This is a genomic window from Streptomyces sp. NPDC046335, assembly GCF_055587985.1.
On record NZ_JBVJFF010000016.1, the window covers coordinates 87,358 to 112,345 of the forward strand.

Annotated in this window: 23 protein-coding genes and 1 pseudogene; 9 read left to right on the forward strand and 15 right to left on the reverse strand. The window is 73.1% G+C overall.

Features of this window, described 5'->3' with window-relative positions:
- Positions 1 to 34: 34 nt before the first annotated feature.
- The 6 genes from ACZ6JY_RS33680 to ACZ6JY_RS33705 form a co-directional block, all read right to left on the reverse strand.
- Positions 35 to 628, reverse strand: a complete 594-nt coding sequence (locus ACZ6JY_RS33680; protein WP_447040964.1) for a histidine phosphatase family protein — start codon at positions 626 to 628, stop codon at positions 35 to 37.
- Between the two features lie 111 nt (positions 629 to 739).
- On the reverse strand, positions 740 to 1,531 hold the full coding sequence (locus ACZ6JY_RS33685; RefSeq protein WP_469202080.1) for a hypothetical protein: 792 nt from the start codon (positions 1,529 to 1,531) through the stop codon (positions 740 to 742).
- Positions 1,531 to 2,826, reverse strand: a complete 1,296-nt coding sequence (locus tag ACZ6JY_RS33690; RefSeq protein WP_469202082.1) for a VWA domain-containing protein — start codon at positions 2,824 to 2,826, stop codon at positions 1,531 to 1,533. Before ACZ6JY_RS33690 ends, ACZ6JY_RS33685 begins: the two co-directional genes overlap by 1 nt.
- A 97-nt stretch (positions 2,827 to 2,923) precedes the next feature.
- A complete protein-coding gene (locus ACZ6JY_RS33695; protein ID WP_469202084.1) occupies positions 2,924 to 4,153 on the reverse strand; it encodes an FAD-dependent monooxygenase in 1,230 nt (409 codons plus the stop codon).
- Positions 4,154 to 4,188: 35 nt separating this feature from the next.
- Positions 4,189 to 4,791 carry a cysteine peptidase family C39 domain-containing protein gene (locus ACZ6JY_RS33700; protein ID WP_469202086.1) on the reverse strand — a complete coding sequence of 201 codons (603 nt, stop codon included), beginning with the start codon at positions 4,789 to 4,791 and terminating at the stop codon, positions 4,189 to 4,191.
- 30 nt (positions 4,792 to 4,821) lie between these two features.
- Entirely contained in the window at positions 4,822 to 6,033 is a 1,212-nt protein-coding gene (locus tag ACZ6JY_RS33705; protein WP_447040970.1) for a pyridoxal phosphate-dependent aminotransferase, read from the reverse strand.
- An 84-nt stretch (positions 6,034 to 6,117) separates the two neighbouring features.
- On the opposite strand from ACZ6JY_RS33705, the gene ACZ6JY_RS33710 reads away from it, so the two are divergent.
- On the forward strand, positions 6,118 to 6,774 hold the full coding sequence (locus tag ACZ6JY_RS33710) for a winged helix-turn-helix transcriptional regulator (RefSeq protein ID WP_469202089.1): 657 nt from the start codon (positions 6,118 to 6,120) through the stop codon (positions 6,772 to 6,774).
- 216 nt (positions 6,775 to 6,990) lie between these two features.
- Positions 6,991 to 7,896: a HipA family kinase gene (locus tag ACZ6JY_RS33715; protein ID WP_469202091.1), complete on the forward strand. Its 906-nt coding sequence runs from the start codon at positions 6,991 to 6,993 to the stop codon at positions 7,894 to 7,896.
- 103 nt (positions 7,897 to 7,999) lie between these two features.
- Here ACZ6JY_RS33715 and aceB read toward each other — a convergent pair whose 3' ends face one another.
- Both aceB and ACZ6JY_RS33725 read right to left on the reverse strand, forming a co-directional pair.
- Positions 8,000 to 9,619, reverse strand: a complete 1,620-nt coding sequence (gene aceB / locus ACZ6JY_RS33720) for a malate synthase A (protein WP_469202093.1) — start codon at positions 9,617 to 9,619, stop codon at positions 8,000 to 8,002.
- Between the two features lie 227 nt (positions 9,620 to 9,846).
- Positions 9,847 to 10,500, reverse strand: coding sequence for a nucleotidyltransferase family protein (locus tag ACZ6JY_RS33725; RefSeq protein WP_469202095.1), 654 nt, complete (start codon positions 10,498 to 10,500; stop codon positions 9,847 to 9,849).
- Between the two features lie 547 nt (positions 10,501 to 11,047).
- On the opposite strand from ACZ6JY_RS33725, the pseudogene ACZ6JY_RS33730 reads away from it, so the two are divergent.
- Positions 11,048 to 11,329, forward strand: a pseudogene (locus ACZ6JY_RS33730) (DUF5955 family protein); the annotation flags it as partial.
- A 7-nt stretch (positions 11,330 to 11,336) separates the two neighbouring features.
- On the opposite strand, the gene yczR reads toward ACZ6JY_RS33730, so the two are convergent.
- Complete coding sequence (yczR, locus tag ACZ6JY_RS33735; RefSeq protein ID WP_469202097.1) at positions 11,337 to 12,806, reverse strand: MocR-like transcription factor YczR; 1,470 nt, start codon at positions 12,804 to 12,806, stop codon at positions 11,337 to 11,339.
- A gap of 147 nt (positions 12,807 to 12,953) precedes the next feature.
- Between yczR and ACZ6JY_RS33740 the strand changes: the two genes are divergently transcribed.
- Complete coding sequence (locus ACZ6JY_RS33740; protein WP_469202336.1) at positions 12,954 to 13,454, forward strand: hypothetical protein; 501 nt, start codon at positions 12,954 to 12,956, stop codon at positions 13,452 to 13,454.
- Entirely contained in the window at positions 13,417 to 13,689 is a 273-nt protein-coding gene (locus ACZ6JY_RS33745; RefSeq protein WP_469202099.1) for a hypothetical protein, read from the forward strand. The genes ACZ6JY_RS33740 and ACZ6JY_RS33745 overlap by 38 nt, the downstream gene beginning before the upstream one ends.
- Positions 13,690 to 13,718: 29 nt before the next feature.
- Here the strand turns inward: ACZ6JY_RS33745 and ACZ6JY_RS33750 are convergent, their stop codons facing one another.
- The gene (locus ACZ6JY_RS33750) at positions 13,719 to 14,405 is read right to left on the reverse strand and encodes a response regulator (RefSeq protein ID WP_469202101.1); all 687 of its coding nucleotides are present in this window, start codon (positions 14,403 to 14,405) and stop codon (positions 13,719 to 13,721) included.
- Positions 14,402 to 15,628, reverse strand: a complete 1,227-nt coding sequence (locus ACZ6JY_RS33755; protein ID WP_469202103.1) for a sensor histidine kinase — start codon at positions 15,626 to 15,628, stop codon at positions 14,402 to 14,404. The genes ACZ6JY_RS33750 and ACZ6JY_RS33755 overlap by 4 nt, the downstream gene beginning before the upstream one ends.
- A gap of 162 nt (positions 15,629 to 15,790) precedes the next feature.
- Here ACZ6JY_RS33755 and ACZ6JY_RS33760 point away from each other — a divergent pair, with 162 nt between their 5' ends.
- Complete coding sequence (locus ACZ6JY_RS33760; RefSeq protein WP_469202105.1) at positions 15,791 to 16,876, forward strand: ABC transporter permease; 1,086 nt, start codon at positions 15,791 to 15,793, stop codon at positions 16,874 to 16,876.
- Positions 16,873 to 17,607 (forward strand): ABC transporter ATP-binding protein, encoded by a 735-nt coding sequence (locus ACZ6JY_RS33765; protein WP_469202107.1) that lies wholly within the window; start codon positions 16,873 to 16,875, stop codon positions 17,605 to 17,607. Before ACZ6JY_RS33760 ends, ACZ6JY_RS33765 begins: the two co-directional genes overlap by 4 nt.
- 79 nt (positions 17,608 to 17,686) lie before the next feature.
- On the opposite strand, the gene ACZ6JY_RS33770 is transcribed toward ACZ6JY_RS33765, so the two are convergent.
- Positions 17,687 to 18,502: an IclR family transcriptional regulator gene (locus ACZ6JY_RS33770; RefSeq protein WP_469202109.1), complete on the reverse strand. Its 816-nt coding sequence runs from the start codon at positions 18,500 to 18,502 to the stop codon at positions 17,687 to 17,689.
- A gap of 360 nt (positions 18,503 to 18,862) precedes the next feature.
- Here ACZ6JY_RS33770 and allB point away from each other — a divergent pair, with 360 nt between their 5' ends.
- Positions 18,863 to 20,239, forward strand: a complete 1,377-nt coding sequence (gene allB, locus ACZ6JY_RS33775; RefSeq protein ID WP_469202111.1) for an allantoinase AllB — start codon at positions 18,863 to 18,865, stop codon at positions 20,237 to 20,239.
- A gap of 4 nt (positions 20,240 to 20,243) precedes the next feature.
- On the forward strand, positions 20,244 to 21,374 hold the full coding sequence (gene alc, locus ACZ6JY_RS33780; RefSeq protein ID WP_469202112.1) for an allantoicase: 1,131 nt from the start codon (positions 20,244 to 20,246) through the stop codon (positions 21,372 to 21,374).
- 123 nt (positions 21,375 to 21,497) lie between these two features.
- Here the strand turns inward: alc and ACZ6JY_RS33785 are convergent, their stop codons facing one another.
- The 3 genes from ACZ6JY_RS33785 to ACZ6JY_RS33795 form a co-directional block, all read right to left on the reverse strand.
- Positions 21,498 to 22,238 carry an SDR family oxidoreductase gene (locus ACZ6JY_RS33785; RefSeq protein WP_469202114.1) on the reverse strand — a complete coding sequence of 247 codons (741 nt, stop codon included), beginning with the start codon at positions 22,236 to 22,238 and terminating at the stop codon, positions 21,498 to 21,500.
- Positions 22,239 to 22,300: 62 nt separating this feature from the next.
- Positions 22,301 to 23,614, reverse strand: coding sequence for an MFS transporter (locus ACZ6JY_RS33790; protein ID WP_469202116.1), 1,314 nt, complete (start codon positions 23,612 to 23,614; stop codon positions 22,301 to 22,303).
- Positions 23,615 to 23,736: 122 nt separating this feature from the next.
- Entirely contained in the window at positions 23,737 to 24,822 is a 1,086-nt protein-coding gene (locus tag ACZ6JY_RS33795) for an LLM class flavin-dependent oxidoreductase (protein ID WP_469202118.1), read from the reverse strand.
- Between the last annotated feature and the right edge of the window lie 166 nt (positions 24,823 to 24,988).

Genomic DNA, 24,988 nt, shown 5'->3' on the forward strand with positions numbered 1-24,988 from the left:
CTCGGGGAGCGCGGTGGAGCGGACCGCGGCCCGGCTACGGCCGCTGGTTCCAGCTCGCCACCACGGGCCGCCCGTGCTCCGTGCTCAGGCGGCACACCGTGCCCGTGGCCAGGAGGAACATCGAGCCGCCGGACACCGGCAGACCCAGGCGGCGGGCCGTGAGGACGCGGAGGAAGTGGCTGTGGGCGAAGAGGACGACACTGCCCTCGTAGTTGGCGAGGGCCGCGTCCACCTTGGCCAGCATGCGGTCGGCGCGCTCACCCACCTGCGCCGGGTTCTCGCCGGGGTGGTCGGGCGGGCCGAGGGCGACGCCGTCGTCGAAGAGGTACCAGTTGGGCCGCGTGCGGTGGATCTCGACGGTCGTGACGCCCTCGTACGCCCCGTACTCCCACTCGCGGAGGTCGGGATCGACGCGGGCGTCCGGGAATCCGGCGAGCTCCGCGGTCTCCCGCGAACGCTGCCGCGGGCTGGTGAACGCCGTGCCGATCCGGAACCTGCCGATCAGCGGGGCGAGCGAGCGGGCCTGCTCCCTGCCGTTGTCCGTCAGGGGGATGTCCGTCCAGCTCGTGTGCTGTCCTGAGAGGGACCACTCCGTCTCGCCGTGCCGGACGAGGAGCAGATCGCCCATGTCGCGCCAGTCCTGTTCTTGTGGGGGTGGCGGTGCCGTGCGGTACCGCCACCCCCGAGACTGCCATGCCCCGCAGGTCAGGTGCCCCCCGGGACGCGCCTCATCGGCGGTTCACAGTCCCTGTGGCACTCGTGCGGGGCGGCCGGAGCCGCGCGTCAGGGCGTAGCCGCCGACGCCCGCCAGGGCCGCGAGGACACCGCCGGCCCCCGTCCAGAGCCAGCGCGATGACCACCATCCGGAGGACCAGCCGTCCTCCGGCTCGGTGATCCCGGCGGGCCGCTGCCCGTCCGAGCCCGCGCCCGGCACCAGCGGCTCCGCGAGCGCCCCGTCCACGGCCTGCGCGCCGCCCGCGTCGGTCGCGGTGACCTTGGCCTCGGCCCGTACCGGCAGGCCGAGGTCGTCGGCCTTCAGGCCGGTGACCGTGAGCCGCAGGTAGTACGTGCCCGGCAGCGGATCGTTCGCCCACTGCTCGGACCAGGCCCTGACCGTCCGCAGCGAGCAGGACAGGGACACCGAGGCGGCGTCCTGCGCGGCCGTCCTCTTCGGCGTGCCGAGGCGGCAGGCCTGACGGCGCCGCAGCCCGTCGTAGACGTCGACCTGCCAGGTGGACGCCGCGTGCCGGGCGGCGGCGTCCGGCAGCTTCACCGTGGCGTGCACGGTGGCCCGCTGCCCGGCGTCCACCGGGAACGCCCAGTACAGGTAGTCGCCCGTGGACGCGTCCGCGGTGGCCTCCTGGTCCTGGCGGATCGCCGTGGCGGTACGGAAGGAGGTGCCCGCCTCGGAGGGGGCGTCGCTCTTGTCGTCGCCGGCACCGTCACCGGCGGCGGAAGCGGCTCCGGAGAAGGTCAGGAGCGCCGCACCTGCCAGCAGCAGCGCCCGGCGCAGCACACGTGTCGTACGCATCAGTTGGTCCTCCAGACCGCGAGACGCCAGCGTGAGATCCAGCCCCAGACCAGCCCGGCGAGGAAGCCGACGAGCACGAGCAGGCCGAGCAGCCACCAGCCGTGGCCGAGTCCGAAGGACGCCACGTCGGACGCCTCGTCGGGGGAGTCGACCAGGTCGACGGCCAGCTCGATCGGCAGGCCTGGTGCCGTTTTCACCGAGGCGGGCGCGGAGAAGGAGTTGCTGACGCGCAGACAGACCGTCTCGTCGGTGCCCTCCTCGTCCTCGTCGTCCGCTTCGGGGGTCGGGTGGCGCAGGCCGGTGGAGATGACGTCCGTGCGGCCGTCGCCGGACTCCTGGCCGCGTACGATCTCGCGTCCGTCCGGTGTCTCGGCCCGCAGCAGCACGCCGTAGTCCGGGTTGACGGCACGGTCGGCCGAGACGCTCACGGAGGCGCGCAGCTCCTTGCCCGCGGGGACCGCCACGCGGTACCAGCGGTGCTCGCCGAACTTCTCGCGGTCGGTGTAGAGGCCCGACTTCAGCTCGGGCGCGTCGGCGCACCGGGCGCCGCCCTTGGCCTCCACCGGGGTGACCACCGGGTCGGCGGCGCGGTCCACCAACTGCTTGACGCGACCGGCCAGTTCGTCGGTGTGGCGGATCGAGGTGTACGTACCGCCGGTCGCCTCCGCGATGCAGCTCAACTGCTCACGGGTCTTGGCGTCGGGGACGAGGCCGAGCGTGTCGATGGTCAGGTGGATGCCCTTGGCGGAGATCTCACGGGCCACGACGCACGGGTCGAGCGGCTGGCAGGTGTCCTCGCCGTCGGATATCAGCACGATGCGGCGGCTGCGCTCGGCGGTGTCGTCCGTCAGGTCGTCGGCGGCCTTGAGCAGCGTCGGGCCGATCGGCGTCCAGCCGGTCGGCGCCAGGGTCGCCACCGCGGTCTTGGCGTCGGTGCGGCCCGAGTCGTCGAGCCGCTCCACGGGGTAGAGCAGCTCGGTGTCCTTGCAGCCCGTCTTGCGGTCGTCGCCGTGGTAGTTGGCGCCGAGGGTGCGGATGCCGAGCGCGACCTCGTCGGGGGTGGCGTCGAGCACCTCGTTGAAGGCCTGCTTCGCGGCGGCCATGCGTGACTTGCCGTCGATGTCGCGGGCCCGCATGGAGCCGCTGACGTCGAGGACCAGCTCGACCTTGGGGGAGGGCTGTGCGGGTTCGTCGCCGTCGTCGTCGGCGGCTGCGGGGCCCGCCGTGACGAGCCCGGCGGTCAGGGCGGCGAGCAGGGCGATGGCCCAGGCCGCCGGCCGTTGTCTTGTGATCATCGCCGGATCTTATTGATCATGGCGGCACATCCCCAAAACGGCGTCAGAACGGCACAGGGCGCCACGCTCGCCCATGGGCCACGCCACGCCCGCCCGGCTACGAGGGCTTCAGCTCCCGGCCGCCGAAGACCCCGGTGCCGTCCGCCCGCTTCCACCAGGCCTCAAGCGCCGTCCCGTCCATGGCCCGCCAGTCCGGCGTGGCCAGGACGAGCGCGTCGCCGAGCCGGCGCCCGAGGTCCACCATCGCGTGGCCGGAGAGCGTGCGGTCCCTGTCGTACGCGGCCAGGGCCTCACCCCAGGTGTCCGCCGCCGCGAGACAGGACTCCAGGACCGTCGCGTCCTGGAGCGCCTTCACCGCGCCCGCGCCGGTGTGCGGCCGGGCCACCGCCGCCGCGTCGCCCACCAGCAGGACGCGGCCCGCCGTGCAGTGCGGCGCCGCGAAGTCGTACATGGGCTGGAGGAACCGCTCGTCGGGCGCCGTCGCGTGCAGCAGCGCGCCCCAGTACGGCGGCAGCAGCTCGTCGGCCACGTGCCGCAGATGCGCGGTGAGCGCCTCGGTGAGGCCGCCGGGCGGCAGGCTCGCGGGCCCTGTGAGCCGCAGGTCCAGGCCGAGCCCGAGGTCCAGGCCCGGGGGCGGCGCGGTGTACAGGACCCAGTTGACGCGGCGGCCGCCGGACCCGTCAGGGATGCGGTAGACGATGAGGTGGCCGCCGGGGAAGACGACGTACGCGCAGATCTCACCGGGCCACAGCGCCGGATCGGCGAGCCGGTCCTCGGGGAAGGCACCGCGCCAGGCGAGGTATCCGGCATACGCGGGGCGTACGTCGCCGAAGGCCGCCGCGCGGGCCGTCGAGCGGTAGCCGTCCGCACCGATGACCAGGTCGAAGCGCTCGGAGCCCGCGGCGGTCGCCACCCGGGTGCCGTCGGCCCCGGGGTGCAGCGCCTGAACCGGCGTACCCGCCCGGAAGACCGCGGCCCCGGGGACCCGGTCGCGCAGCTCCCGCCACAGCGGTCCCCAGTTGTACGTACGGAAGGGGAAGGGCATCTCCGCGATCTCCCGGCCCACCGGGGAGGCGGTGGAGCCGTCACGCACGTACCAGCGCCGCCGCCTCATCCGCACCCACGCCATGCCTGCGTCCAGGTACCCGGCCGACTCCAGCTCCGCGTACCGCGCGTCGTGCACCGCGAGGCCCACCCCGCGGTCCGCGAGGTCACCCCCCGCGCGCTCGTACACGGTGATCTCATCGGCGCCGCCGCGGTGCGCGGCCAGCGCCGCCGCACATCCGGCGATGCTGCCCCCCACGACGGCGACCCTGCCCCCACGCATCATCGGGCCATCCTGGCAGCCCCGGTGACCATCTGTCAGGGCAGTGAGACTCCGCGTCCGGCGAAGAACGGCTCGAACTCGTCGGCGGGGAGCGTGGCGGTCCTGGTCGCCGCGTCGATGCCCGAGGGGTTGTGGAAGTGCAGCCCCTCGGCGGTGCGGCCGGTGAGCAGGACCAGGTGGCCGCCCCTGCCGGGCGCGGGGCGGTGCGGGCGGCGGATCTCGAAGTGGACGGAGGCGATCACCCGGCGTCCCTCGTCGAGCAGCGTCCCGATCTCCGCCACGGAGAGGTGCCGGTGGACCGTGGCGTCGACGCCGTGCGCCTCGCGGGCGTACTCGGCGAAGGGCGCGTAGACCATCCCGCGGATCACCCCGTCCTCCTCGGTGTACGCGCCGTACTTCAGGGCGCCGTCACGCAGCTCGAAGAGGGAGGGCGCGTCCGCGCCGAGCGCCATCTGGTAGCACGTCAGGCCGCAGAGGTGGCCGCACCAGCGCGCGTAGTCCTCGACGGTGGCGGCGCCCGACTCCCGCCACGCCGGGTCGGCGGCGCGGTCGAAGTCCTCGTACACGATGGGCCCGACCAGATCGGGTGACGCGAACTGTGTACGGGAGGCCGTACCGCAGGTGGGGCAGGGGGTCACGTCGCTCCCGGTGGGCCGTGGCGGAACTGGCTACTGGCGGTAGCCGCTGAGGAAGCGGCCGATGCGGCTGATCGCCGCGTCCAGATCGTCAGCGTAAGGGAGGGTGAGGATGCGGAAGTGGTCGGGGCGCGGCCAGTTGAAACCGGTGCCCTGCACGACCTGGATCTTCTCCTGGAGCAGCAGGTCGAGGACGAACTTCTCGTCGTCGTGGATCGGGTGCACCTTCGGGTCCAGGCGCGGGAACGCGTACAGGGCGCCCTTGGGCTTCACGCATGAGACGCCCGGGATCTCGTTCAGCTTCTCCCAGGCGCGGTCGCGCTGCTCGTGCAGCCTGCCGCCGGGAGCGGTGAGCTCGCGGATGGACTGCCGGCCGCCGAGCGCGGCCTGGATGGCGTACTGCGCGGGGGCGTTCGGGCACAGCCGCATGGAGGCGAGCATCGTCAGGCCCTCCAGGTAGTTCCTGGCGTGCTGCCGTGGCCCTGTGACGACCATCCACCCGGACCGGAACCCTGCCACCCGGTACGTCTTCGAGAGTCCGCAGAAGGTGAGGACGACGAGATCCGGGGCGAGGGCGGCGACGCTGTGGTGCACGGCGTCGTCGTACAGGATCTGGTCGTAGATCTCGTCGGCGAAGACCATCAGGCCGTGCCGCCGCGCGAGGTCGAGGATGCCCTCCAGGATCTCCTTGGGGTAGACGGCGCCCGTGGGGTTGTTGGGGTTGATGATCACGACGGCCTTGGTCCGGTCTGTGATCTTCGCGGCCATGTCGTCGAGGTCGGGGTACCACTCCGCGGACTCATCACATACGTAGTGCACGGCCTTGCCTCCGGAGAGGGTGGTCACGGCCGTCCACAGGGGGAAGTCGGGGGCGGGGATCAGGACTTCGTCGCCGTCCTCCAGGAGTGCCTGCACGGCCATGGTGACCAGCTCGGACACGCCGTTGCCGAGAAAGACGTCGTCCACGGAGACGTCGTCGAGGCCGAGCGCCTGGTAGCGCTGGGCGACCGCGCGGCGGGCGGAGAGGACGCCGCGCGAGTCCGTGTAGCCGTGCGCGTTCGGGAGCATCCGGATCATGTCCTGGACGATCTCCTCGGGCGCCTCGAAGCCGAAGAGCGCGGGGTTGCCGGTGTTGAGGCGCAGCACGCTGTGGCCCGCCTCCTCCAGGGCGTTGGCGTGCTCGATGACGGGGCCCCGGATCTCGTAACAGACCTCGCTGAGCTTGCTCGACTGCCGGAACTCCATGCGGTGCGCCTCCCGTGACGTGTGTTACTTGGTTTTACCAAGCCCGCGCTTGGAAAGTCCAACAAGTTCCCTAGACTATGTCGCATGCCACCTCAGTCACGGCCGTCCGCCCGCTCCCGCCGAAGTTACGACCAGTACTGCGCGGTCGCCCGCGGTCTCGACGCCGTCGGGGACCGCTGGACCCTTCTGATCGTCAGGGAGCTGCTCGCCGGACCCCGTCGCTACACCGACCTGCACGCCGACCTGCCCGGCGTCAGCACGGACGTCCTCGCCTCGCGCCTGAAGGACATGGAGCAGCAGGGCCTGGTGACCCGCCGCAAGCTGCCTCCGCCGTCGGCGGCGTACGTGTACGAACTCACCGCGCCGGGGCGGGATTTGCAGCCCGTCCTGCGCGCCATCGCCGCCTGGGGCACGCCCGCCCTGGCGGAGCGCAGGCCCACCGACGCGGTGCGCGCGCACTGGTTCGCGCTGCCGCTGCTGCGGTCGCTCGCGGGGCTCGGGGCGGCAGGGACCGTGCAGGTCCGCCTGGCGGAGGGCGAGTTCCACGTACGCGTGGGCGGCGATCCGGAGGGCTTCGGCGACGGGCCCGCGCCGGAAGCCCCCGACGTGCTGCTCACGCTGGACGCGCAGACGTGCGTCGAGGTGAGCGGGGGCGCGCTGACGGTGGGCGAGGGCCTGCGCGCGGGCCGGATCGAGCTCTCCGGGGACGGGGTCCTGGCGAAGGCACTGCGGGAGACGTGAGGCGGCCCTGCCTTCGGGAGCGGGAGCGGGGGCTTGCTCCGAGGCCGCCGTCGCTTTCGCCTTCCGCCTTGCCGCCGGGGAGCCAGTGCAGCCACCGCGGGAGGGCCCAGGCGCGCACGGCCGAGTCGCCCGCGTCGTCGTCCCGGACGACGAGTCCACTCCTCGCCTGTGATCACCTACGGTCACTATGCTCACTTCATGCCGGAGGCTGAGAAAATGTTGAGAGAGGTCGCGGCGACCCGCTACGTCGAACCGCTGCACACCGGCGGCTCGGTGCCCGGGGTCGTCGAGGCCGACGATCTCGGGACGTACGTCGTCAAGTTCACCGGGTCCGCGCAGGGGCGCAAGGCCCTGGTCGCCGAGATCATCGTCGGCGAGCTGGCGCGGCGGCTGGGGCTCCGCTTTCCCGAGCTGGTCCTCGTCGACTTCGACCCGGCGGTCGGCGCGCACGAGCCGCACCAGGAGGTGCGGGACCTGCTGCGTGCCAGCGCGGGTCTCAACCTCGGCATGGACCTGCTGCCGGGGGCGCGCGACTTCACGCCGGAGGCGATCGACGTCGACCCGCTGGAGGCCGGCAAGGTCGTCTGGCTCGACGCGCTCACGGCCAACGTGGACCGGACCGTGCACAGCTCGAACCTGATGGTCTGGCCCACCTTCGGCGTGCTGCCGCCGAAGCTCTGGCTCATCGACCACGGGGCGGCTCTGGTCTTCCACCACCGGTGGGGCGCCTCCGCGCCGGACAAGGTGTACGACTTCCGGCACCACGCGCTGGGCGGTTACGGGCCGGACACGGCCGCCGCCGACGCGGAACTCGCGCCGCTGGTCACGGAGTCCTTGCTGCGGGAAGTCACCAGGCTCGTGCCGGACGCCTGGCTGGACGACGAGCCCGGATTCGGCTCGCCGGGGGCGGTCCGGGATGCCTACGTGGAGTTTCTGCTGGCGCGGGCTCGGTCCTCCGCCGTCTGGCTGCCGAGCGGTTTTCCCTCGCGGGACGAGCTGGCTGCCGCTGACGCGCGGCGGGCGGCCGCCACCGAGCGGGGGCGGCCCGCCTGGCTCAAGCGGGTGCCCGACCTGCACGGCAAGCCCGCGGCTGAGCAGGACTGGTCGGCCCACCTCGGCTGAGGGCGGGCTCCGGCCGTGGGCCTCTACCGACCGCGCCCCGGCCCCCGGCGCTGTGCGGTGCCGGGGGATGGGGCTGGCGCTGAGGCGTCTGTCTGCTGGTCGGTCAGCGGAGCTGCTCGTATGCCGGGAGGGTCAGGAAGTCCGCGTAGTCCTCGTCCAGGGAGACCTGGAGGAGGAGGTCGTGGGCCTGCTGCCACTTGCCGGCCGCGAAGGCCTCTTCGCCGATCTCGGTGCGGATGGCGTCCAGCTCCCGGGCCGCGACCTCGCGGGCCAGGTCGGCGGTGGCCGTCTCGCCCGTCTCGAAGACGACCCCGGCGTTGATCCACTGCCAGATCTGGGAGCGGGAGATCTCGGCGGTGGCCGCGTCCTCCATGAGGTTGAAGATCGCGACGGCGCCGAGGCCGCGCAGCCAGGCCTCGATGTAGCGGATGCCGACCTGGACGGCGTTGACCAGGCCGTCGTAGGTGGGCCTCGCGTCGAGGGAGTCGATGGCGATCAGGTCCTCGGGCGCGACCTTCACGTCCTCGCGCAGGCGGTCCTTCTGGTTCGGCTTGTCGCCAAGGACGGTGTCGAAGGACTTCATGGCGATCGGGACGAGGTCCGGGTGCGCCACCCACGAACCGTCGAAGCCGTCGTTCGCCTCACGGTCCTTGTCGTTCTTGACCTTCTCGAACGCGACCTTGTTGACCTCCGCGTCCTTGCGGGACGGGATGAACGCCGCCATGCCGCCGATCGCGTGCGCGCCGCGCTTGTGGCAGGTGCGGACGAGGAGTTCGGTGTACGCCCGCATGAACGGGGCGGTCATCGTGACCAGGTTGCGGTCCGGCAGGACGAACTTCTCGCCGCCGTCACGGAAGTTCTTGACGATGGAGAAGAGGTAGTCCCAGCGGCCCGCGTTGAGCCCGGACGCGTGGTCGCGCAGCTCGTAGAGGATCTCCTCCATCTGGTACGCGGCGGTGATCGTCTCGATCAGGACGGTCGCGCGGACCGTGCCCTGGGGGATGCCGACGTAGTCCTGGGCGAAGACGAAGATGTCGTTCCAGAGGCGGGCCTCCAGGTACGACTCCGTCTTCGGGAGGTAGAAGTACGGGCCCTTGCCGAGCTCGATGAGGCGCTTGGCGTTGTGGAAGAAGTACAGCCCGAAGTCGACGAGGGCGCCGGGGACCGGCTTGCCGTCGACCTGGAGGTGGCGCTCGTCCAGGTGCCAGCCGCGGGGGCGCATGACGACCGTGGCGAGCTCGTCGGCGCCCTTGAGGGCGTACGACTTGCCGGTGCGCTCGTCGGTGAAGTCGATGCGGCGCTCGTAGGCGTCGGCGAGGTTGAGCTGGCCGAGGACCACGTTCTCCCAGGTGGGCGCGGAGGCGTCCTCGAAGTCGGCGAGCCAGACCTTGGCGCCCGAGTTCAGGGCGTTGATGGTCATCTTGCGGTCGGTCGGGCCCGTGATCTCCACGCGGCGGTCGTTGAGCGCGGCCGGGGCCTCGGCGACCCGCCAGGAGTCGTCGGCGCGGATCGCGGCCGTCTCCGGGAGGAAGTCCAGGGTGGAGGTCGCGGCGATCTCGGCACGGCGCTCGGCGCGGCGGGCGAGGAGCTCGTCACGCCGGGGCGTGAACAGCCGGTGCAGCTCGGCCACAAAGGCGAGGGCCGCGTCGGTGAGCACCTCGTCCTGCCGGGGCAGGGGCTCTGCGTCGACGATGGCCAGCGGCGACGGCGCTAGTGCGGACATGAACTGTCACTTCCTTCAGAGAGCTGCACGGACGGTGGCCGGGCGAGCCGCCGGGCAGACACGGTGGCACGGAGTGCCACCAGAGCCGAGGTACGGCTTCCGGGCCCCGTCCGAGGTAACGGGCCTTCTGGTCAGTGGATACTAGTTTCCTCATGGTGGAAGTTCAATGGTTTGTTGATGTCGAGATTCTTTTCGTCGACACAACGTGTCGCTGAGTGCCACGCCGGTCACTCGCCGTGCGCCGCCGTCCCGGAGTCCCGGGGTGCGGGCTCCAGGCGGCTCAGATCCGCCGCCGTGTCGATGTCGTAAGCCTCCGCCACATCCCCGCACTCGACCAGAGCGATCGCGCCGGCGTGCTGCCTCAGATAGGCGCGTGCCCCGCGGTCGCCGACCGCACTCGCCTCGATCCCGGCCCAGTGCGCGGAGCCGAACAGGACCGGGTGGCCGCGTACGCCGTCGTACGCCGCCGCCGCGAGCGTCGAGGGCGACCGGTACGCGGCGCGCACGCGCGCGGTGGCCGCCGGGCCGATCCCCGGCTGGTCGACCAGCGAGACCAGCGCGGCCGCCGCGCCGGTGTCCCGCAGCGAGGCGAGACCGGCCCGCAGCGACGAACCCATGCCCTGGGCCCAGTCCGGGTTGTCCACCAGTACGCAGCCGGGGAGCGAGGCACGCGCGCGTACGGTGGCGGAGGCGGCGCCGATGACCACGTGCACGCGTGCGCACCCGGCCTCGCGCAGCACCCGTACGGCGTGCTCGACCAAGGGGCGGCCCCGGTGCTCCAGAAGCGCCTTGGGCCGGCCGCCGAGGCGTCGCCCGCCGCCCGCGGCGAGCAGCAGTCCGGCCACCTCGCCGGCCTGCGGGTTCATCGGTTCTGTCGTCATGCCCCCTGCATACACCCGGGCGGCAGGGCGTGTTCCGGCCGGGCGGCGGCCGGAAAGTGGCGCACCGCGCCCACGTAACGGTTTACTGATCCGCGGCTCCCGGGCGCCTGACCAGCGCCCTGACGGGGCAGAGAAAGACGCACGAGAACTGACGCACGGAACTGACGCACGGGAACTGACGCGCGACGGTGTGCGAGGGGGGAGAACCGTGTTGCGGAGCACGGAGCAGAGACGAGTGGCGGGGAGCGCCGGGAGCGCCGGGCACGCCGGGAGTGCCGGGAGCACCGTGAGCGCCCGGAGCACCGCGAGCGCCGGAGGTGCCGGGCGCGCCGCGAGCACCGGGAGCACCGGGAGCACCGGGAGTGCCGGGAGTGCCGGGAGCGTCGGGAGTGCCGCGAGGATCGCGAGCGCCGAGAGCGCCGGAGGTGCCGCGAGGGTCGGGAGTGCCGGGGGCGCCGGAGGTGCCGGGCACGCCGCGAGTACCGCGAGCGTCGGGCACGTCGCGAGTACCGGGAGTGCCGGGAGCACCGCGAGGGCCGGGGGCGCCGGAAGCGGTGAGGATCCGCGGGTGGCTGGGCTGCGGGTCTCCGTGGCGCGGCTGCGACGTGAACTCGCCGTCCACCCGCCGGAGTTCACCGACCGCGGCATAGCCGAGGACGAACTGGCCGCCCTCGCGGAAATGGCCGACGGCGGCACCCCCGAGATCCCGCGGCTGCGCCGCTCCCTGCTCCTCGTGGCCGGCGCGATCGGCTCCGTCAGCGCCCTGGCGCCCGGGCTCGCGGAGGTGCGGGGCGCGGTGGAGATGTTCGGAGCCCCGCCGGGGGCCTAGCCCCTCGTCACGCGACCCAGCGGCGGCCCTGCGAGTCGTCGGTGGGGGCGCGCAGGTCGCCCGCCAGCGCTGCCGCCAGGCGTTGCGCGGCCTCCTCCAGGGTGGCGGGCGGAAGCGTGTAGGGGATGCGGAGGCGGTGTTCGTGGGTGCCGGGGTCGGCGCCGAAGCGGGAGCCGCCCTCGATCCGCACGCCCTGGGCCAGCGCCGCGCGGGCCAGGGCCGACGCCACCGGGCGCCCCAGATCCACCCAGAGCGAAAGCCCGCCCGGCGGCGTCCGCCAGCGCCACTCCGGCAGGTGCCTGGCCAGCGACGCCGCCAGGGCGTCCCGCCGCTCCCGCAGCATCGGCAGCCGCTCGCCGAGGACCCGGTCCATGTCGCGCACCAGATGCAGCGCCACGAGCTGCTCGATGACGGGCGTCGCCATGTCGGTGGGCACCCGCGCCATCGCCAGTTCCGTGATCAGCCGCGTACTCGCCCGCACCCAGCCGATCCGCAGCCCGCCCCAGTGCGACTTGCTCAACGACCCGACGGTGACGACCTGTTCGCCCACGCCGTGCGGCGCCAGCGAGGCGAAGGGCGTGGGCGGCGGCCCGTCCAGGGCGATGTCGGCGATGGTCTCGTCGATCAGCAGCCAGGTGCCGGTGGCGCGGGCCGTCTCCAGGACGCGTACGCGCTGCTCGCGCGGCATCAGACCGCCGGTCGGATTCTGGAAGTCCGGTACGAGGTAGGCCATGCGGGGTGCCGCCTGCCGCAGCGAGGACTCGACGAGCCCGCTGTCCCAGCCGTCCTCCGTGACCGGAACCGGCACCGAACGCAGCCCGGCGTTGCGGATCGCGTCCAGGGCGTTCGGATACGAGGGGTTCTCGACCAGGACGCGGTCGCCCGGCCTGCCGAGGAGTGAGAGCGTCAGGGACAGCGCGTGCTGGGCGCCGGTCGTGATCAGGATCTGGTCGGGGAGCGTGGGGAGCCCCCGCCGGGTGAAGCGGTCGGCCACGGCCGCCCTCAACTCCGGTATGCCGTACGGGTGGTAGCCCGCCGTCGGCGCGTGCGCGGGCAGCATCGCGGCCGCCGCGCCGAGCGCCGCGGCAAGCTCCGGCTCCGGAGCGCCGGGCGCCGCCACCGCCAGATCCAGCACGTCGTCGCCCGCGGGAAACGCCGCCACGGCGGCAGGACGCTGCCCCTCCGGCAGCTCCGTCCAGGTCCCCGCGCCCCGCCGGCTGCGCGCGAAGCCGCCCTCGCGCAGCACGTCGTACGCCGCCGTGACCGTGGCCCGGCTCACCACGAGCGCCGAGGCCAGCTCGCGCTCGGCGGGCAGCCGGGTGTGCAGCGGGACACGGCCGTCCAGGACGAGGGTGCGTATGCCGTGCGCGAGCGCGCGGTAGCCGGGGTGCCCGCCCACGGCGCCGACGAGCAGCGCGGCGAGCTGACGGCTGCCGAGTCTTCTGTCCACCACGCGGACCACGTGCCCCTCTGCCATGCCAACTCCTGCCGATTGGCCCTGCTCTCCAGGCCAATCAGCGTACAGAGTCGTCAGTGGCGGGCGTGAAGCGGCTATGTGGCCTGGGAGGTACCGGTGGCATCGACAGCGGGGACGGAGAGCGTGGACGGGCGGGTCGTGGTGGGGGTGAGCGGCTCGCTCGCGAGTCTCGCCGCGCTGCGTGCCGCCGCCGACGAGGCCAGGCGGAGCGGGCGCCTGCTGGTGGCGGTGACCGCCTGGGAGCCGCCGGAGGGCGAGGCGCTGTATCTGCGGCACCCCGACCCGGCGTGGGCACGGCACTGGCGGGCCGAGGCGCGGGCCCGCCTCGACGGCGCCTTCGACGCGGCCTTCGGCGGCGCGCCACCCGGCGTCGAGTGCGAGCGCCGGGTGGTCAGAGCCTGTGTCATAACCCCGGTCGGATCAGCGCGCGGCGTCATGGGGGTCCCCCCTGCTCGAGTGAAGTCGAGAGCTTGGGGAAGCGTGCGATCGCAAGGCGCCGGAGCGTCCTCGATGGGGGTCCCCCCAGGCCCTTCAGGCCTGGGGGAGGAGCTACTAGGGCGTTTCGGCAACGCCGCATGGGGGTCCCCCCGCGCCCTTCAGGCGTGGGGGAGTGCGTGCCAGGCGTCGGGCGCCCGGCCGGGGTTATGACACAGGCTCTCAGGCCCGTCCGGAACGCGCGCTGCCCGGCCTGGCCGTCCACTCGTACGACCTGCTGGTCCTCGGCACCCGGCCCGGCAGGCGCCGCCCGGGCCGGCTGCGGCGGCGGGTCGGTGCGCGCGCGCTCTGCCCGGTCCTCACCGTTCCCGCACCGGCTCTGCCGAGGGGTCTGCGCAGGACGCTGCGGCGGGTGACCGTGGAGAACATCGCGCTGGTGGGGCGGTAGGACACGCCGGAAAGAGTTGGGGGGCGGGTTCAGGGACGGTCGCGGATCAGGCCGCGGGAGGTCGCCGCGGCCACCGCGGCCGTACGGGAGTCCACCCCCAGCTTGGCGTAGATGTGCACCAGGTGGGACTTCACCGTGGCCTGGCTCAGGAACAGCTCCTTGCTGATCCGCTGGTTGGAGAGGCCGTCCTTCACCAGGCGCAGCACCTCCAGCTCACGACGGCTCAGCGCCTCCGCGGGCGCCCGCATCCGGTCCATCAGGCGGTGGGCGATGGCGGGGGCGAGCGCCGAACGTCCCGATGCCGCGGTGCGGACCGCAGCGGCCAGCTCCTCGGGCGGCGCGTCCTTGAGGAGGTAGCCCGCGGCGCCCGCCTCCACCGCCGCGAGGATGTCCGCGTCCGTGTCGTACGTGGTGAGGACCAGAACCCGCGGCGCGCCTTCGCGCGCGGTGATCGCCGCCGTCGCGGCGGCTCCGTGCATCCCGGGGCCGAACTGGAGGTCCATCAGCACCACATCGATGCCCTCCGCCCCTTCCGTCCCCTCCGGCCCCTGCGCGGCGGCGCGTTCCACGGCGGCCTCCGCCGTCGCCGCCTCCGCGACGATCTCGAAGTCCGGCTCGGCGTCGAGGACGGCCCGCAGGCCCGCGCGGACCACCGGATGGTCGTCGGCGAGCAGCAGCCGGATCTTCGGTGCCCCCGCCCCGGGTACGAACGTCACGCCGCGTCCTCCTTCGCCAGTACCGGCAGCGGCAGCGAGATCGCCACCGCCGTGCCCTGACCGGGCGCCGACTCCACCGTGAACGTACCGCCGAGCGACTCGGCACGCGCCCGCATGGCGGGCAGCCCGAAGCCGCCGTCACGCTCACCGGCGGAGCCCCGGCCGTCCGCCGCGGGGTCGAAGCCGCGGCCGTCGTCGACCACGTCCAGCGTGACCGAGGAGTCCATGAACGTCAGGGTGATCTCGGCGCGGCCGGCCTCCGCGTGGCGGACCGTGTTCGCCAGGGCGGACTGCGCGACCCGCAGCAGCGCCACCTCGTACGGCGTGGGAAGCTCCGTCGGCGTACCGCTGAGGGAGAACCGGACGCGCGGCCCCGCACTCGACGCGCTCAGCCGCTCAAGGGCTCCCGCGAGCGAACCGTGCTCCAGGTCGGGCGGCGACAGGGCGCGTACGAAGCGCCGGGCCTCGGCGAGGTTGTCCTGCGCGGCCTCGCGCGCCCGCTCGATGTGCGGGGCCGCGGCGGAGTCGTCCGGCAGCGCGCGCTGGGCGGCCCGCAGCAGCAACTGGATCGAGGACAGGCCCTGCGCCAGCGTGTCGTGGATCTCCCTGGCCAGGCGCTCGCGCTCGGCCAGGGTGCCCGCAGTGCGTTCGGCGGCGGCCAGTTCGGCGCGGGTCGCCATCAGCTCGTCGATCAGCTCGCGGCGGCGCTCGCTCTCCCGGTACAGCGCCTCGTACCCCACGACCGTGGCCACCGCCACGGCCGCGCCGAGCAGTGGCCCTATGAAGCTGCCGGGTGTGACCCGCGCGCTGTGCACCAGGAAACTCGCGATGGCGGCCGCAGCCGTGCCGAGGACCGCGGGCAGCGCCCAGCGCTTCGGCAGCAGGTGGAGCTGGAGGAAGTACAGCGGGAAGGCGGCCCAGAGCCCGTCCGGCGAGAGCGCGAGCAGCACCAGCCAGCAGGCGGTGAGCGCCGCGAGCCACCACACGGTCGCACGCCGCGAGCGGCCCACCGCCGGGTGCAGCGTGCCCGCCGTGTACACGGCCCCCATGGCCAGCGCCGCCGCGACGACCCCCGTCCGATGCTCTGCGCCGCCCGCCATCGCCTTGACCGCGGCGAGCGCGAGCAGCCCGGCGAGGAGGGCGTGGAGGCAGAGGCGGATGGTGGGGGGTACGGGGACCGGCCGGCCCGGCGGGGGGCTCGTGGCGGTGCGGGTGCGTGGCATGGGGGCGTCTCGTGTGGTCGGGCGGGGGTTCCTTCCACGGTACGGGCTCAGCCCCCGCTCGATCGTCAACCGAAAGGTTGAGCGGCGGTTCCGCACTTCGATACGGGTGAACCGTGCTGTGGCGCGATGCCCGGGCACCCGCCGGGCCCGCAGGGTGGAGGCATGTTTGTCGCATGGAGAGACCTGCGGTTCGCCAAGGGGCGGTTCGCCCTCATGGGAGCCGTCGTCGTACTGATCACCCTGCTCGTGGGGCTGTTGTCCGGCCTGACCGCCGGGCTCGCGAAGGAGAACACTTCGGCCATCACCGGGCTGCCCGCCGACCATCTGGCGTTCGCCGCGCCGCCCGACGGCCAGTCCGTCTCCTTCACCAACTCGTCGCTGGGGCGGGGCGCCTGGGAGAAGTGGTCCGGGCGTCCCGGTGTCACCTCGGCGCACCCCATCGGCATCAGTACCCTCAACGCCACCTCGGGCGACCGGTCGGCCGCGGTCTCCGCGTTCGGCGTGGAGCCCGGCTCCGGTATCGCCCCGCGCGGGGTCACGTCCGGCGGGGCCGTGCTGTCCGAGAAGGCCGCCGCGGAGCTCGGCGCGGGCGTCGGTGACCGTGTGCGGCTCGGGGGCGGTGCGGTCGAGGAGCGGGTCGTACGGGTGGCGTCCGACGCCTCGTACAGCCACACCCCCGTGGTGTGGGTCGGCCTCGACGACTGGCAGGAGCTCTCCCGCAAGGGGGCGTCGAAGGAGCCGCAGGCGACCGTGGTGGCGCTCCGTACCGCCGACGGCGTCGATCTGGCCGCCGGGGACCGGGCCGCGGGGACGGAGACGAAGTCGCTGGACGGCGCGCTCACCGCGATCGGCTCCTACCAGGCCGAGAACGGGTCCCTTCAGTTGATGCGGGGCTTCCTCTTCGTGATCTCCGCGCTGGTCATAGGCGCGTTCTTCACTGTCTGGACGATTCAGCGGGGCGGTGACATCGCCGTCCTGAAGGCGTTGGGCGCCTCGACGCCGTATCTGCTGCGGGACGCGCTGGGGCAGGCGGTGGCCATGCTGGTCGCCGGGACGGCCCTCGGGACGGGTCTTGCCGCCGCGGTGGGCGGGGTCATCAGCGGCGACGACGTGCCGTTCGTCCTCGAACCGTCGACCGTGCTGTGGCCGGCCGCGGTGATGGTCGCCCTCGGGGTGGTCGGAGCCGGTCTTTCCGTGCGGCGGATCACCGCCGTGGATCCGTTGGTTGCGCTGGGGAGTGCTCGATGAATGCAGCAGATTTGTTCCCGTCCGGTTCGTCCTCGTCCTCGTCTCCGTCCTCGTTGTCGGTGGAGGACGTCACCCTCACGTATCCCGATGGGGGCGGGCGGCTCACCGCGTTGGACGGGGTGAGTCTCGCGGTGCCCGGCGGCACCATGACGGCCGTCCTCGGCCCGTCGGGTTCCGGGAAGTCCAGCCTGCTCGCGGTGGCGGCGACGCTGGTCATGCCCGACCGGGGGCGGGTCGTGATCGACGGCGTCGAAACGGGGGCGCTGAGCCGGGCGGAACAGGCCGCGCTGCGGCGGCGGCGCCTCGGCCTCGTCTTCCAGCAGCCGAACCTGCTGGCCTCGCTCACGGCGGTGGAGCAGCTTGAGCTGATGGCGCACGTGGACGGCCGGCGGGCCTCCCGGCAGGTCCGTGAGCGTGCGAGGGAACTGCTGGCCGCGGTCGGGCTCGCGGGGGAGGCGGGGCGGCGCCCGCATCAGCTGTCCGGTGGGCAGCGGCAACGGGTCGGCATCGCGCGGGCGCTGATGAACTCACCCGCGGTGCTGCTGGTCGACGAGCCGACCAGCGCGTTGGACCACGAGCGGGGAGGCGCGGTACTCGACCTGCTGGCGGGCCTCACGCGGGAGCGCGGCACGGCGACGGTGCTGGTCACGCACGACCGGTCGCGGCTCAGTGTGGCGGACAGGGTGGTGGAACTGTCGGACGGCAAGGTCGTCGGGCCCCCTGGCCTCTGACACCCCCGCTTCGGCTCCCGGGAGGGGGCTTTCGGGCGGCCCTTCGGGAGAACCGCCCCCCGCCCCTGCCCGCCGAGGCTCAGGAGCCAGTGGCAGTGGCCGACAGGGCGGCCGAAAGCTCGACGGCCACCTGCTGCAACACCGGCACGATCTTGTCCGTGGCGGCCTCGGTGACCCGCCCCGCGGGCCCGGAGATCGAGATGGCCGCCGCCGTGGGCGAGTTCGGCACCGGCACGGCGAGGCACCGCACGCCGATCTCCTGCTCGTTGTCGTCGACCGCGTACCCCGCGCGGCGGACCTCCTCCAGCGCGTCGAGGAACCCCTGCGGCGTAGTGATGGTCTTCTCCGTGGCCGCCGGCATCCCGGTGCGCGCGAGCAGCGCCCGTACCTCATCGGGAGGCGTGTCGGCGAGGAGTGCCTTGCCGACGCCCGTGGAGTGCGGCAGGACCCGCCGGCCGACCTCGGTGAACATCCGCATGGAGTGCTTGGACGGCACCTGCGCCACGTACACGATCTCGTCGCCGTCGAGCAGCGCCATGTTCGCGGTCTCGCCGGTCTCCTCGACGAGGCGGGCGAGGTAGGGCCGGGCCCAGGTGCCGAGCAGCCGGGAGGCGGACTCGCCGAGGCGGATCAGGCGCGGGCCGAGGGAGTAGCGGCGGTTGGCCTGCTGGCGTACGTAACCGCAGGCGACCAGCGTGCGCATGAGGCGGTGGATCGTCGGCAGCGGAAGCCCGCTGCTGGCGGAGAGCTCGCTGAGACCGACCTCGCCCCCGGCGTCCGCCATCCGCTCGAGCAGATCGAAGGCGCGCTCCAGGGATTGGACGCCACCGCTCGCGGCGGGAGGCTTTGAGGCGGCGACTTCAGCAAGGGCGTCGTTGGCGCTTGACGTCGGCACGGCGCGTTCCTTTCGGTGCTGGCGGGCAAGTCAGCAGCCTACCGGGCGGTTCCCCGCCAGGGCTCTGGCGCGTCGTGACGTCGTAGCCGGTCAGGTCGCCTTTGTCCGTGTCTCCACGGTGATGTCCAAGGATCACTCGGCGCCGTCGTTGTGCGTAGCTACGTTTTGTTGTGCGGAATTGTATTTCCACTCTGTGGAAATGTCTAGTGCGAGCCTCGTCGCCGCGCGCACGCGAACCCCGCCGCCCATTCCACCCTTGACGCCGGAAGAGCGAGCGTGAAAACTTCTTCAACAGAACGTTGAATTCCGTTAAGCGGAAGCAAAAGGTCTGTGTAGCGGAACAGAAGAGAGGGGACACGGGTGTCCGAGCGAGACGTGGACGTCGTCACGAGTGCCGGGACCGGCGAGGTGGAGCTGGTGCTGCGCTCCACACGCGTCGTCACCCCCGAGGGGACCCGGGCCGCCTCGGTCGCCGTCTCCGGCGGGAAGATCGTGGCCGTCGCCGCGCACGACGCCGCCGTACCCGACGGCGCACGCCTCGAGGACTTCGGCGACGACGTCCTGCTGCCCGGCCTCGTCGACACGCACGTCCACGTGAACGACCCCGGCCGCACGGAGTGGGAGGGCTTCTGGACCGCCACCCGCGCCGCGGCCGCCGGCGGCATCACCACGCTCGTCGACATGCCGCTCAACTCCCTGCCGCCGACGACGACGGTCGGCAATCTCCGCACCAAGCAGGAGGTCGCCCGGCCCAAGGCCCACGTCGACGTCGGTTTCTGGGGCGGCGCCCTCCCCGACAACGTGCAGGACCTCAAGCCGCTGCACGACGCGGGCGTCTACGGATTCAAGTGCTTCCTCTCGCCCTCGGGCGTCGATGAGTTCCCCGAGCTGAACCAGGACCAGCTCGCCGCCTCCATGGCCGAGATCGCCGGGTTCGGCGGCCTCCTCATCGTGCACGCCGAGGACCCGCACGAGCTGGACGCCGCCCCGCACAAGAGCGGCCCCAAGTACGCCGACTACCTTCAGACCCGGCCCCGGGTCTCGGAGGACACCGCCATCGACGGGCTCATCGCCGTCGCCAAGCGGATCGGCGCGCGCGTGCACGTACTGCACCTGTCGTCCTCCGACGCGCTGCCGCTCGTCGCCGCCGCCAGGCGCGAGGGCGTCAAGCTGACCGTCGAGACCTGCCCGCACTACCTGACCCTGACCGCCGAGGAAGTCCCCGACGGAGCCAGTGAGTTCAAGTGCTGCCCGCCCATCCGTGAGGCGGGCAACCAGGACCTGCTCTGGGCCGCGCTGGCCGACGGCACCATCGACTGTGTCGTCACCGACCACTCGCCGTCCACCGCCGACCTGAAGACCGACGACTTCGCCACCGCCTGGGGCGGCATCTCCGGCCTCCAGCTCAGCCTTCCTGCCGTCTGGACCGAGGCGAGGAAGCGCGGCCACACCCTTGAGGACGTGGTGCGGTGGATGTCCACCCGTACCGCGGAACTGGTCGGACTCGACCAGAAGGGCGCCATCGAAGCCGGCCGCGACGCCGACTTCGCGGTCCTCGCGCCCGACGAGACCTTCACCGTGGATCCCGCGGAGCTCCAGCACCGGAACCGAGTCACGGCGTACGCGGGCAAGACCCTCAGCGGCGTCGTGAAGTCCACCTGGCTGCGCGGCGAACGCATCCTGCACGGCGGCGAGTTCAGTGAACCCGCGGGCCGACTTCTGGAAAGGAACAACTGACACCGTGACGGCGCAGAACATAACTCCCCTGGCCTCCTTCACCGGCGACGCCAGCCCCTACGGCGGCGGCGAGCCCTACGCCGACTACCGCACGGCCGACTTCCCCTTCACCCAGTACGCCAACCTCGCGGACCGGCAGCTCGGCGCCGGTGTCATCGCCGCCAACGACGAGTTCTTCGCGATGCGCGAGAACCTGCTGCTCCCGCACGCCGCCGTGTTCGACCCCGAGCACTTCGGCCACAAGGGCAAGGTCATGGACGGGTGGGAGACCCGCCGCCGGCGCGGTGTGTCGGCCGAGCACCCGTGGCCGACCCAGGACGACCACGACTGGGCGCTCGTACGGCTCGGCGCGCCGGGTGTCGTACGCGGCATCGTCATCGACACGGCCCACTTCCGCGGCAACTACCCGCAGGCCGTGTCCGTGGAGGGCACCAGCGTCGAGGGTTCGCCGACGCCGGAAGAGCTGTGCGGCGACGACGTGAAGTGGACGACCCTCGTCCCCCGTACGCCGGTCGGCGGTCACGCCGCCAACGGCTTCGCCGTCGACGTCGAGCAGCGCTTCACGCACCTGCGCGTCAACCAGCACCCGGACGGCGGCATCGCCCGCCTCCGCGTCTACGGAGAGGTCGTCGCCGACCCCAAGTGGCTCGCCGCGCTCGGCACGTTCGACGTCGTCGCCCTGGAGAACGGCGGCCAGGTCGAGGACGCCTCCGACCGCTTCTACTCGCCGGCCACCAACACCATCCAGCCGGGCAGGTCCCGCAAGATGGACGACGGCTGGGAGACCCGCCGCCGCCGCGACACCGGCAACGACTGGATCCGCTACCAGTTGGTGCAGCAGTCCGAGATCCGCGCCGTCGAGATCGACACCGCCTACCTCAAGGGCAACTCGGCCGGCTGGGCCGCCCTCTCGGTGCGTGACGGCGAGTCGGGGGAGTGGGCCGAGGCCCTGCCCCGCACCCGCCTCCAGCCCGACACCAACCACCGGTTCGTCCTCGACGCGCCGGTCGTCGGTACGCACGTCCGCGTCGACATCTTCCCGGACGGCGGCATCTCCCGCCTGCGCCTGTTCGGCTCGCTGACCGAGGCGGGCGCGGCCGGGCTGGCCGCGCGCCACCAGGAGCTGGGCGGCTGATCCGCACCCCCTGAACGCGGGGCGCACCGGGTGAACCTCCCCGGTGCGCCCCGCACTCATGTCCCGATGTGCGACGTGTGATGTGCGGTGTGCCTATGCACCCGTGTTCCGGGACGGGGCGCGTCAGGCGGCGTGACCGCCATCGACCGACAGTTCGGTGCCGGTGACGTACGCGGCGTCGTCCCCGGCGAGATAGCCGACCAGGGACGCCACCTCGTCGGCGGAGCCGAAGCGGCCGAGTGCCGTCATGGCGCTCTGGCCCTCCGCGAAGGGGCCGTCCGCCGGGTTCATGTCGGTGTCGATGGGGCCCGGCTGGACCAGGTTCGCCGTGATCCTGCGCCCGCCGAGCTCCCGTGCCAGCGCTTTGTTCAGGCCGATCAGCGCGGCCTTGCTCGTCGCGTAGAGCGTGCCGCCGGGGCCCGGGACGCGCTGGGCCATGCAGCTTCCGATGGTGATGATCCGGCCGCCGTCGCGGAGCCGGGCGGCTGCCGTCTGCGAGGCCAGGAAGACGCCTCGTACGTTGACGGCCAGCACGCGGTCGAGGTCCGCGAGCGTCAGGTCGCCGATGGGGCCGAGCACGCCGATCCCCGCGTTGTTCACCAGGATGTCCAGGCCGCCCAGGTCGTCGGCCGCGCGGTCCACCGCGCCCGCCGCGTCGCCGGCGTCCGCCGCGTCCGCCCTGATGGCGACGGCGCGCTGCCCCATGGACTGGATCTTCGTGACCACCTCGCGGGCCGCGGCCTCGCCCTGTACGTAGGTGATCGCCACGTCCGCGCCCTCCTGTGCCAGGCGCAGCGCGATCGCCGCGCCCATGCCGCGGCTGCCGCCGGTGACCAGGGCGGTCCTGCCGGTGAGAGAAGACATGTCCGTATCTCTTTCATTCACGCGTGGTTTCCGCCGCTCTTGGGCGAGAAGTGCTTGCGGGTTCAATGAAAGTCGTTCGGAGTCAGCGGGGCTGGCGGGAAATGGACACGGAGTTGCCCGCGGGCCGCGATGACGGCCGCGGGCGCGGCCGCGAAGGCGAGGACGCCGCACAGGGTGGCGAGGACCGGGTAGCCGGCGAAGGCGACGACGATGCCGGAGGCCAGGCCGCCGACGGCGCCCGCGACGGCGATGGCGACGTCGACGAGTCCCTGGACCTTGGCGCGGGTGGCCAGGGGCGTGCTGTTGGTGACGATCGCGGTGCCGGTGACCAGGCCGAAGCTCCAGCCGACGCCGAGCAGGACGAGGGCGAGGGTGATCAGGGCGAAGGAGTGGCCGGGCGCGAGGGCGGCGACCACTCCCGCGGCGAGCAGCGTGCCGGCCGTCGCCACGCTCATCGCGGTGGCGCCGAACCGGTCGACGAGGCGGCCGGCCAGCGGCGACGGCAGATACATGGAGCCCGTGTGCAGGGCGATGACCAGGCCGGACGCGGCGGTGGCGAAGCCGTGGGCGTGCATGTGGACGGGGGTCATGGTCATCACGGCGACCATGACGAGCTGACTGAGCACCAGGACCATGACGCCGACGAGCAGTCCGGGCCCGGACCGGGAGGGCGAATCCGCGGGCGCGCCCTCGGCCGGGGCTACGGGCAGGGCGCGGGCGAGCAGCAGGGGGTCGGGCCGCAGCCATACGAGGAGGGTGAGCGCGGCCAGCGCGAAGGCGGCCGTGGAGAGGAGGAACAGGCCGGTCAGTTCGGGCAGTCGGAGGGCGGTCGCGAGGTGCCCGGCGGGGGTGACGAGCAGCGGTCCCGCGATGCCGCCGGCCGCGGTGGCGACGATGACGGTGGAGGTGGCGCGGGCACGCTGACCGGGCGCGGCGAGGTCGGCTCCCGCGTACCGGGCCTGGAGGTTGGACGTGGTGCCGGCGCCGTACAGGAACAGGGAGACGAACAGCAGCGCGGGGCTACCGAGCGCGGCCGCGACGACGACACCCGCACCGCCGAGGGCGCCGGTGAGGTATCCGGCGGCCAGCCCCGGGCGGCGGCCGAGGCGCTGGGAGACGCGTCCGATGACGACGGCGGCGACGGCGGAGCCCGCGGTGAGCAGGGCGATGGGCAGTCCGGACAGCGAGGTGTCGTGGAGCATCTGCCCGGCCAGCAGCCCGGCGACGGTGACCCCGGCGGCGAGGCCGACACCGCTGAGGACCTGGGAGACGAGCAGCACGGTCAGGGTGCGCTTCTGCACCGCGGGTATGGCGGGGGTGCTGGCGGGAGCGGCGGTGGGCGGGGTGCGGGTGGGGGCGAGGGGCAGGTGGGCCATGGGGTCGGTACTTTCGGGAGGCGGGGATGCCGGACGCCGGATGCCGGAGTGCCGGGATGGCGGAGGCCGGGGTGGCGGCTACCGGCTGGGCGGTCGGTGGCCACGGGAACGCCCGTCCCGCGTCAGTGCGGGCTGTCGGGCATGCCGTAGGCGTCGGCGATCAGCTCGGTGGAGCGCAGCCGGGCCTGGACGGAGTGGCCGACGGCGCCGATCATCAGCTCGTCGGCGCCGGAGTCCCGCTGGACCTGGTTCAGGTGGGCGGTGACCTGCTCGGGAGTGCCGTGCGGGACGTGGGTCAGCCAGCTGTCGACGGCCTGGCGTTCCTCGGCGTCGTAGGTGTAGGCGTCCACTTCCTCGGGGGACGGCAGCAGGTAGGACTTGCGCTGGAACATGCGGAGCATGGCGTGCGCGAGGGTGCCGGCCTGGCGGCGGGCCTCACGCTCGTCCTCGGATGCCGCCACGGTGAGGCTGACCAGCGCGTACGGCTCGGCCAGGGCCTCGGACGGAGTGAACCGCTCGCGGTACAGGCGCAGGGCGGCCACGGCGTCGCGCGGGTTGAAGTGCGCGGCGAAGGCGAACGGCAGGCCGAGCCGGGCGGCGAGCTGCGCCGAGTAGCCGGACGAGCCGAGCAGCCACACCGGCAGGCGTCCGGCGGGCGGGGTGACACCGTTGAGCCGGTCCTGGGCGGGCCCCGGCACGGCGTACACGCGGTCGGCGTAGGGGTGCTCGGCGGGGAAGTCGTCGCCGAGGAAGTGCAGGAGTTCCAGGACCTGTCGGGGGAAGTCCTCGGCGCCGCTCGCGCCTCGCCGCAAGGCGTCGGCCGTGGCGTGATCGGTGCCCGGGGCGCGGCCCAGACCCAGGTCGATGCGGCCGGGCGCGAGGGCCTCCAGCATGCCGAACTGCTCGGCGACGACCAGTGGCGGATGGTTGGGCAGCATGATCCCGCCCGCGCCGAGCCGCAGCCTGCTGGTCTCCGCGGTGAGCCGGGCGAGCAGGACGGGCGGGCTGGAGGTGGAGACGCCGGGCATGGCGTGGTGCTCGTTCATCCAGTAGCGGGTGAAGCCGCGCCGGTCGGCCAGCCGGGCGAGTTCGATGCTCCCGGCCAGCGCCTCCGTGGCCCTCTGGCCGGTGCCGGTCATGGCGGAGTCGAGTACGGACAGGGCGGCGGGGGCGGAGCCATGGCGGGTGCCGCGGATGGGGTCGGTCATGGTGGTGCGGTCCTTCGGTGGTGCGAGGGGCGAGGGCGGGACGGGGCCGGGGGGGGGGGGGGGGGGGGGGGGGTCTCTTCTTTTCTCTTTCCCCCGCCGTCCCCCGCCCCCTCTTGTTTCCCTCTCCCCGCGTCTCGTTTTCCCTTCCCTGGCCAGAATGCCCTGG

What these genes read in the sequence shown, in the direction of transcription:
- ACZ6JY_RS33680 (WP_447040964.1), bottom strand. Translation starts at nt 628, where the DNA reads ATGGGCGATCTGCTCCTCGTCCGGCACGGCGAGACGGAGTGGTCCCTC.
- ACZ6JY_RS33685 (WP_469202080.1), bottom strand. Translation starts at nt 1,531, where the DNA reads ATGCGTACGACACGTGTGCTGCGCCGGGCGCTGCTGCTGGCAGGTGCG.
- ACZ6JY_RS33690 (WP_469202082.1), bottom strand. Translation starts at nt 2,826, where the DNA reads ATGATCACAAGACAACGGCCGGCGGCCTGGGCCATCGCCCTGCTCGCC.
- ACZ6JY_RS33695 (WP_469202084.1), bottom strand. Translation starts at nt 4,153, where the DNA reads ATGCGTGGGGGCAGGGTCGCCGTCGTGGGGGGCAGCATCGCCGGATGT.
- ACZ6JY_RS33705 (WP_447040970.1), bottom strand. Translation starts at nt 6,033, where the DNA reads ATGGAGTTCCGGCAGTCGAGCAAGCTCAGCGAGGTCTGTTACGAGATC.
- ACZ6JY_RS33710 (WP_469202089.1), top strand. Translation starts at nt 6,118, where the DNA reads ATGCCACCTCAGTCACGGCCGTCCGCCCGCTCCCGCCGAAGTTACGAC.
- ACZ6JY_RS33715 (WP_469202091.1), top strand. Translation starts at nt 6,991, where the DNA reads ATGTTGAGAGAGGTCGCGGCGACCCGCTACGTCGAACCGCTGCACACC.
- aceB (WP_469202093.1), bottom strand. Translation starts at nt 9,619, where the DNA reads ATGTCCGCACTAGCGCCGTCGCCGCTGGCCATCGTCGACGCAGAGCCC.
- ACZ6JY_RS33725 (WP_469202095.1), bottom strand. Translation starts at nt 10,500, where the DNA reads ATGACGACAGAACCGATGAACCCGCAGGCCGGCGAGGTGGCCGGACTG.
- yczR (WP_469202097.1), bottom strand. Translation starts at nt 12,806, where the DNA reads ATGGCAGAGGGGCACGTGGTCCGCGTGGTGGACAGAAGACTCGGCAGC.
- ACZ6JY_RS33755 (WP_469202103.1), bottom strand. Translation starts at nt 15,628, where the DNA reads ATGCCACGCACCCGCACCGCCACGAGCCCCCCGCCGGGCCGGCCGGTC.
- ACZ6JY_RS33760 (WP_469202105.1), top strand. Translation starts at nt 15,791, where the DNA reads ATGTTTGTCGCATGGAGAGACCTGCGGTTCGCCAAGGGGCGGTTCGCC.
- ACZ6JY_RS33765 (WP_469202107.1), top strand. Translation starts at nt 16,873, where the DNA reads ATGAATGCAGCAGATTTGTTCCCGTCCGGTTCGTCCTCGTCCTCGTCT.
- ACZ6JY_RS33785 (WP_469202114.1), bottom strand. Translation starts at nt 22,238, where the DNA reads ATGTCTTCTCTCACCGGCAGGACCGCCCTGGTCACCGGCGGCAGCCGC.
- ACZ6JY_RS33790 (WP_469202116.1), bottom strand. Translation starts at nt 23,614, where the DNA reads ATGGCCCACCTGCCCCTCGCCCCCACCCGCACCCCGCCCACCGCCGCT.
- ACZ6JY_RS33795 (WP_469202118.1), bottom strand. Translation starts at nt 24,822, where the DNA reads ATGACCGACCCCATCCGCGGCACCCGCCATGGCTCCGCCCCCGCCGCC.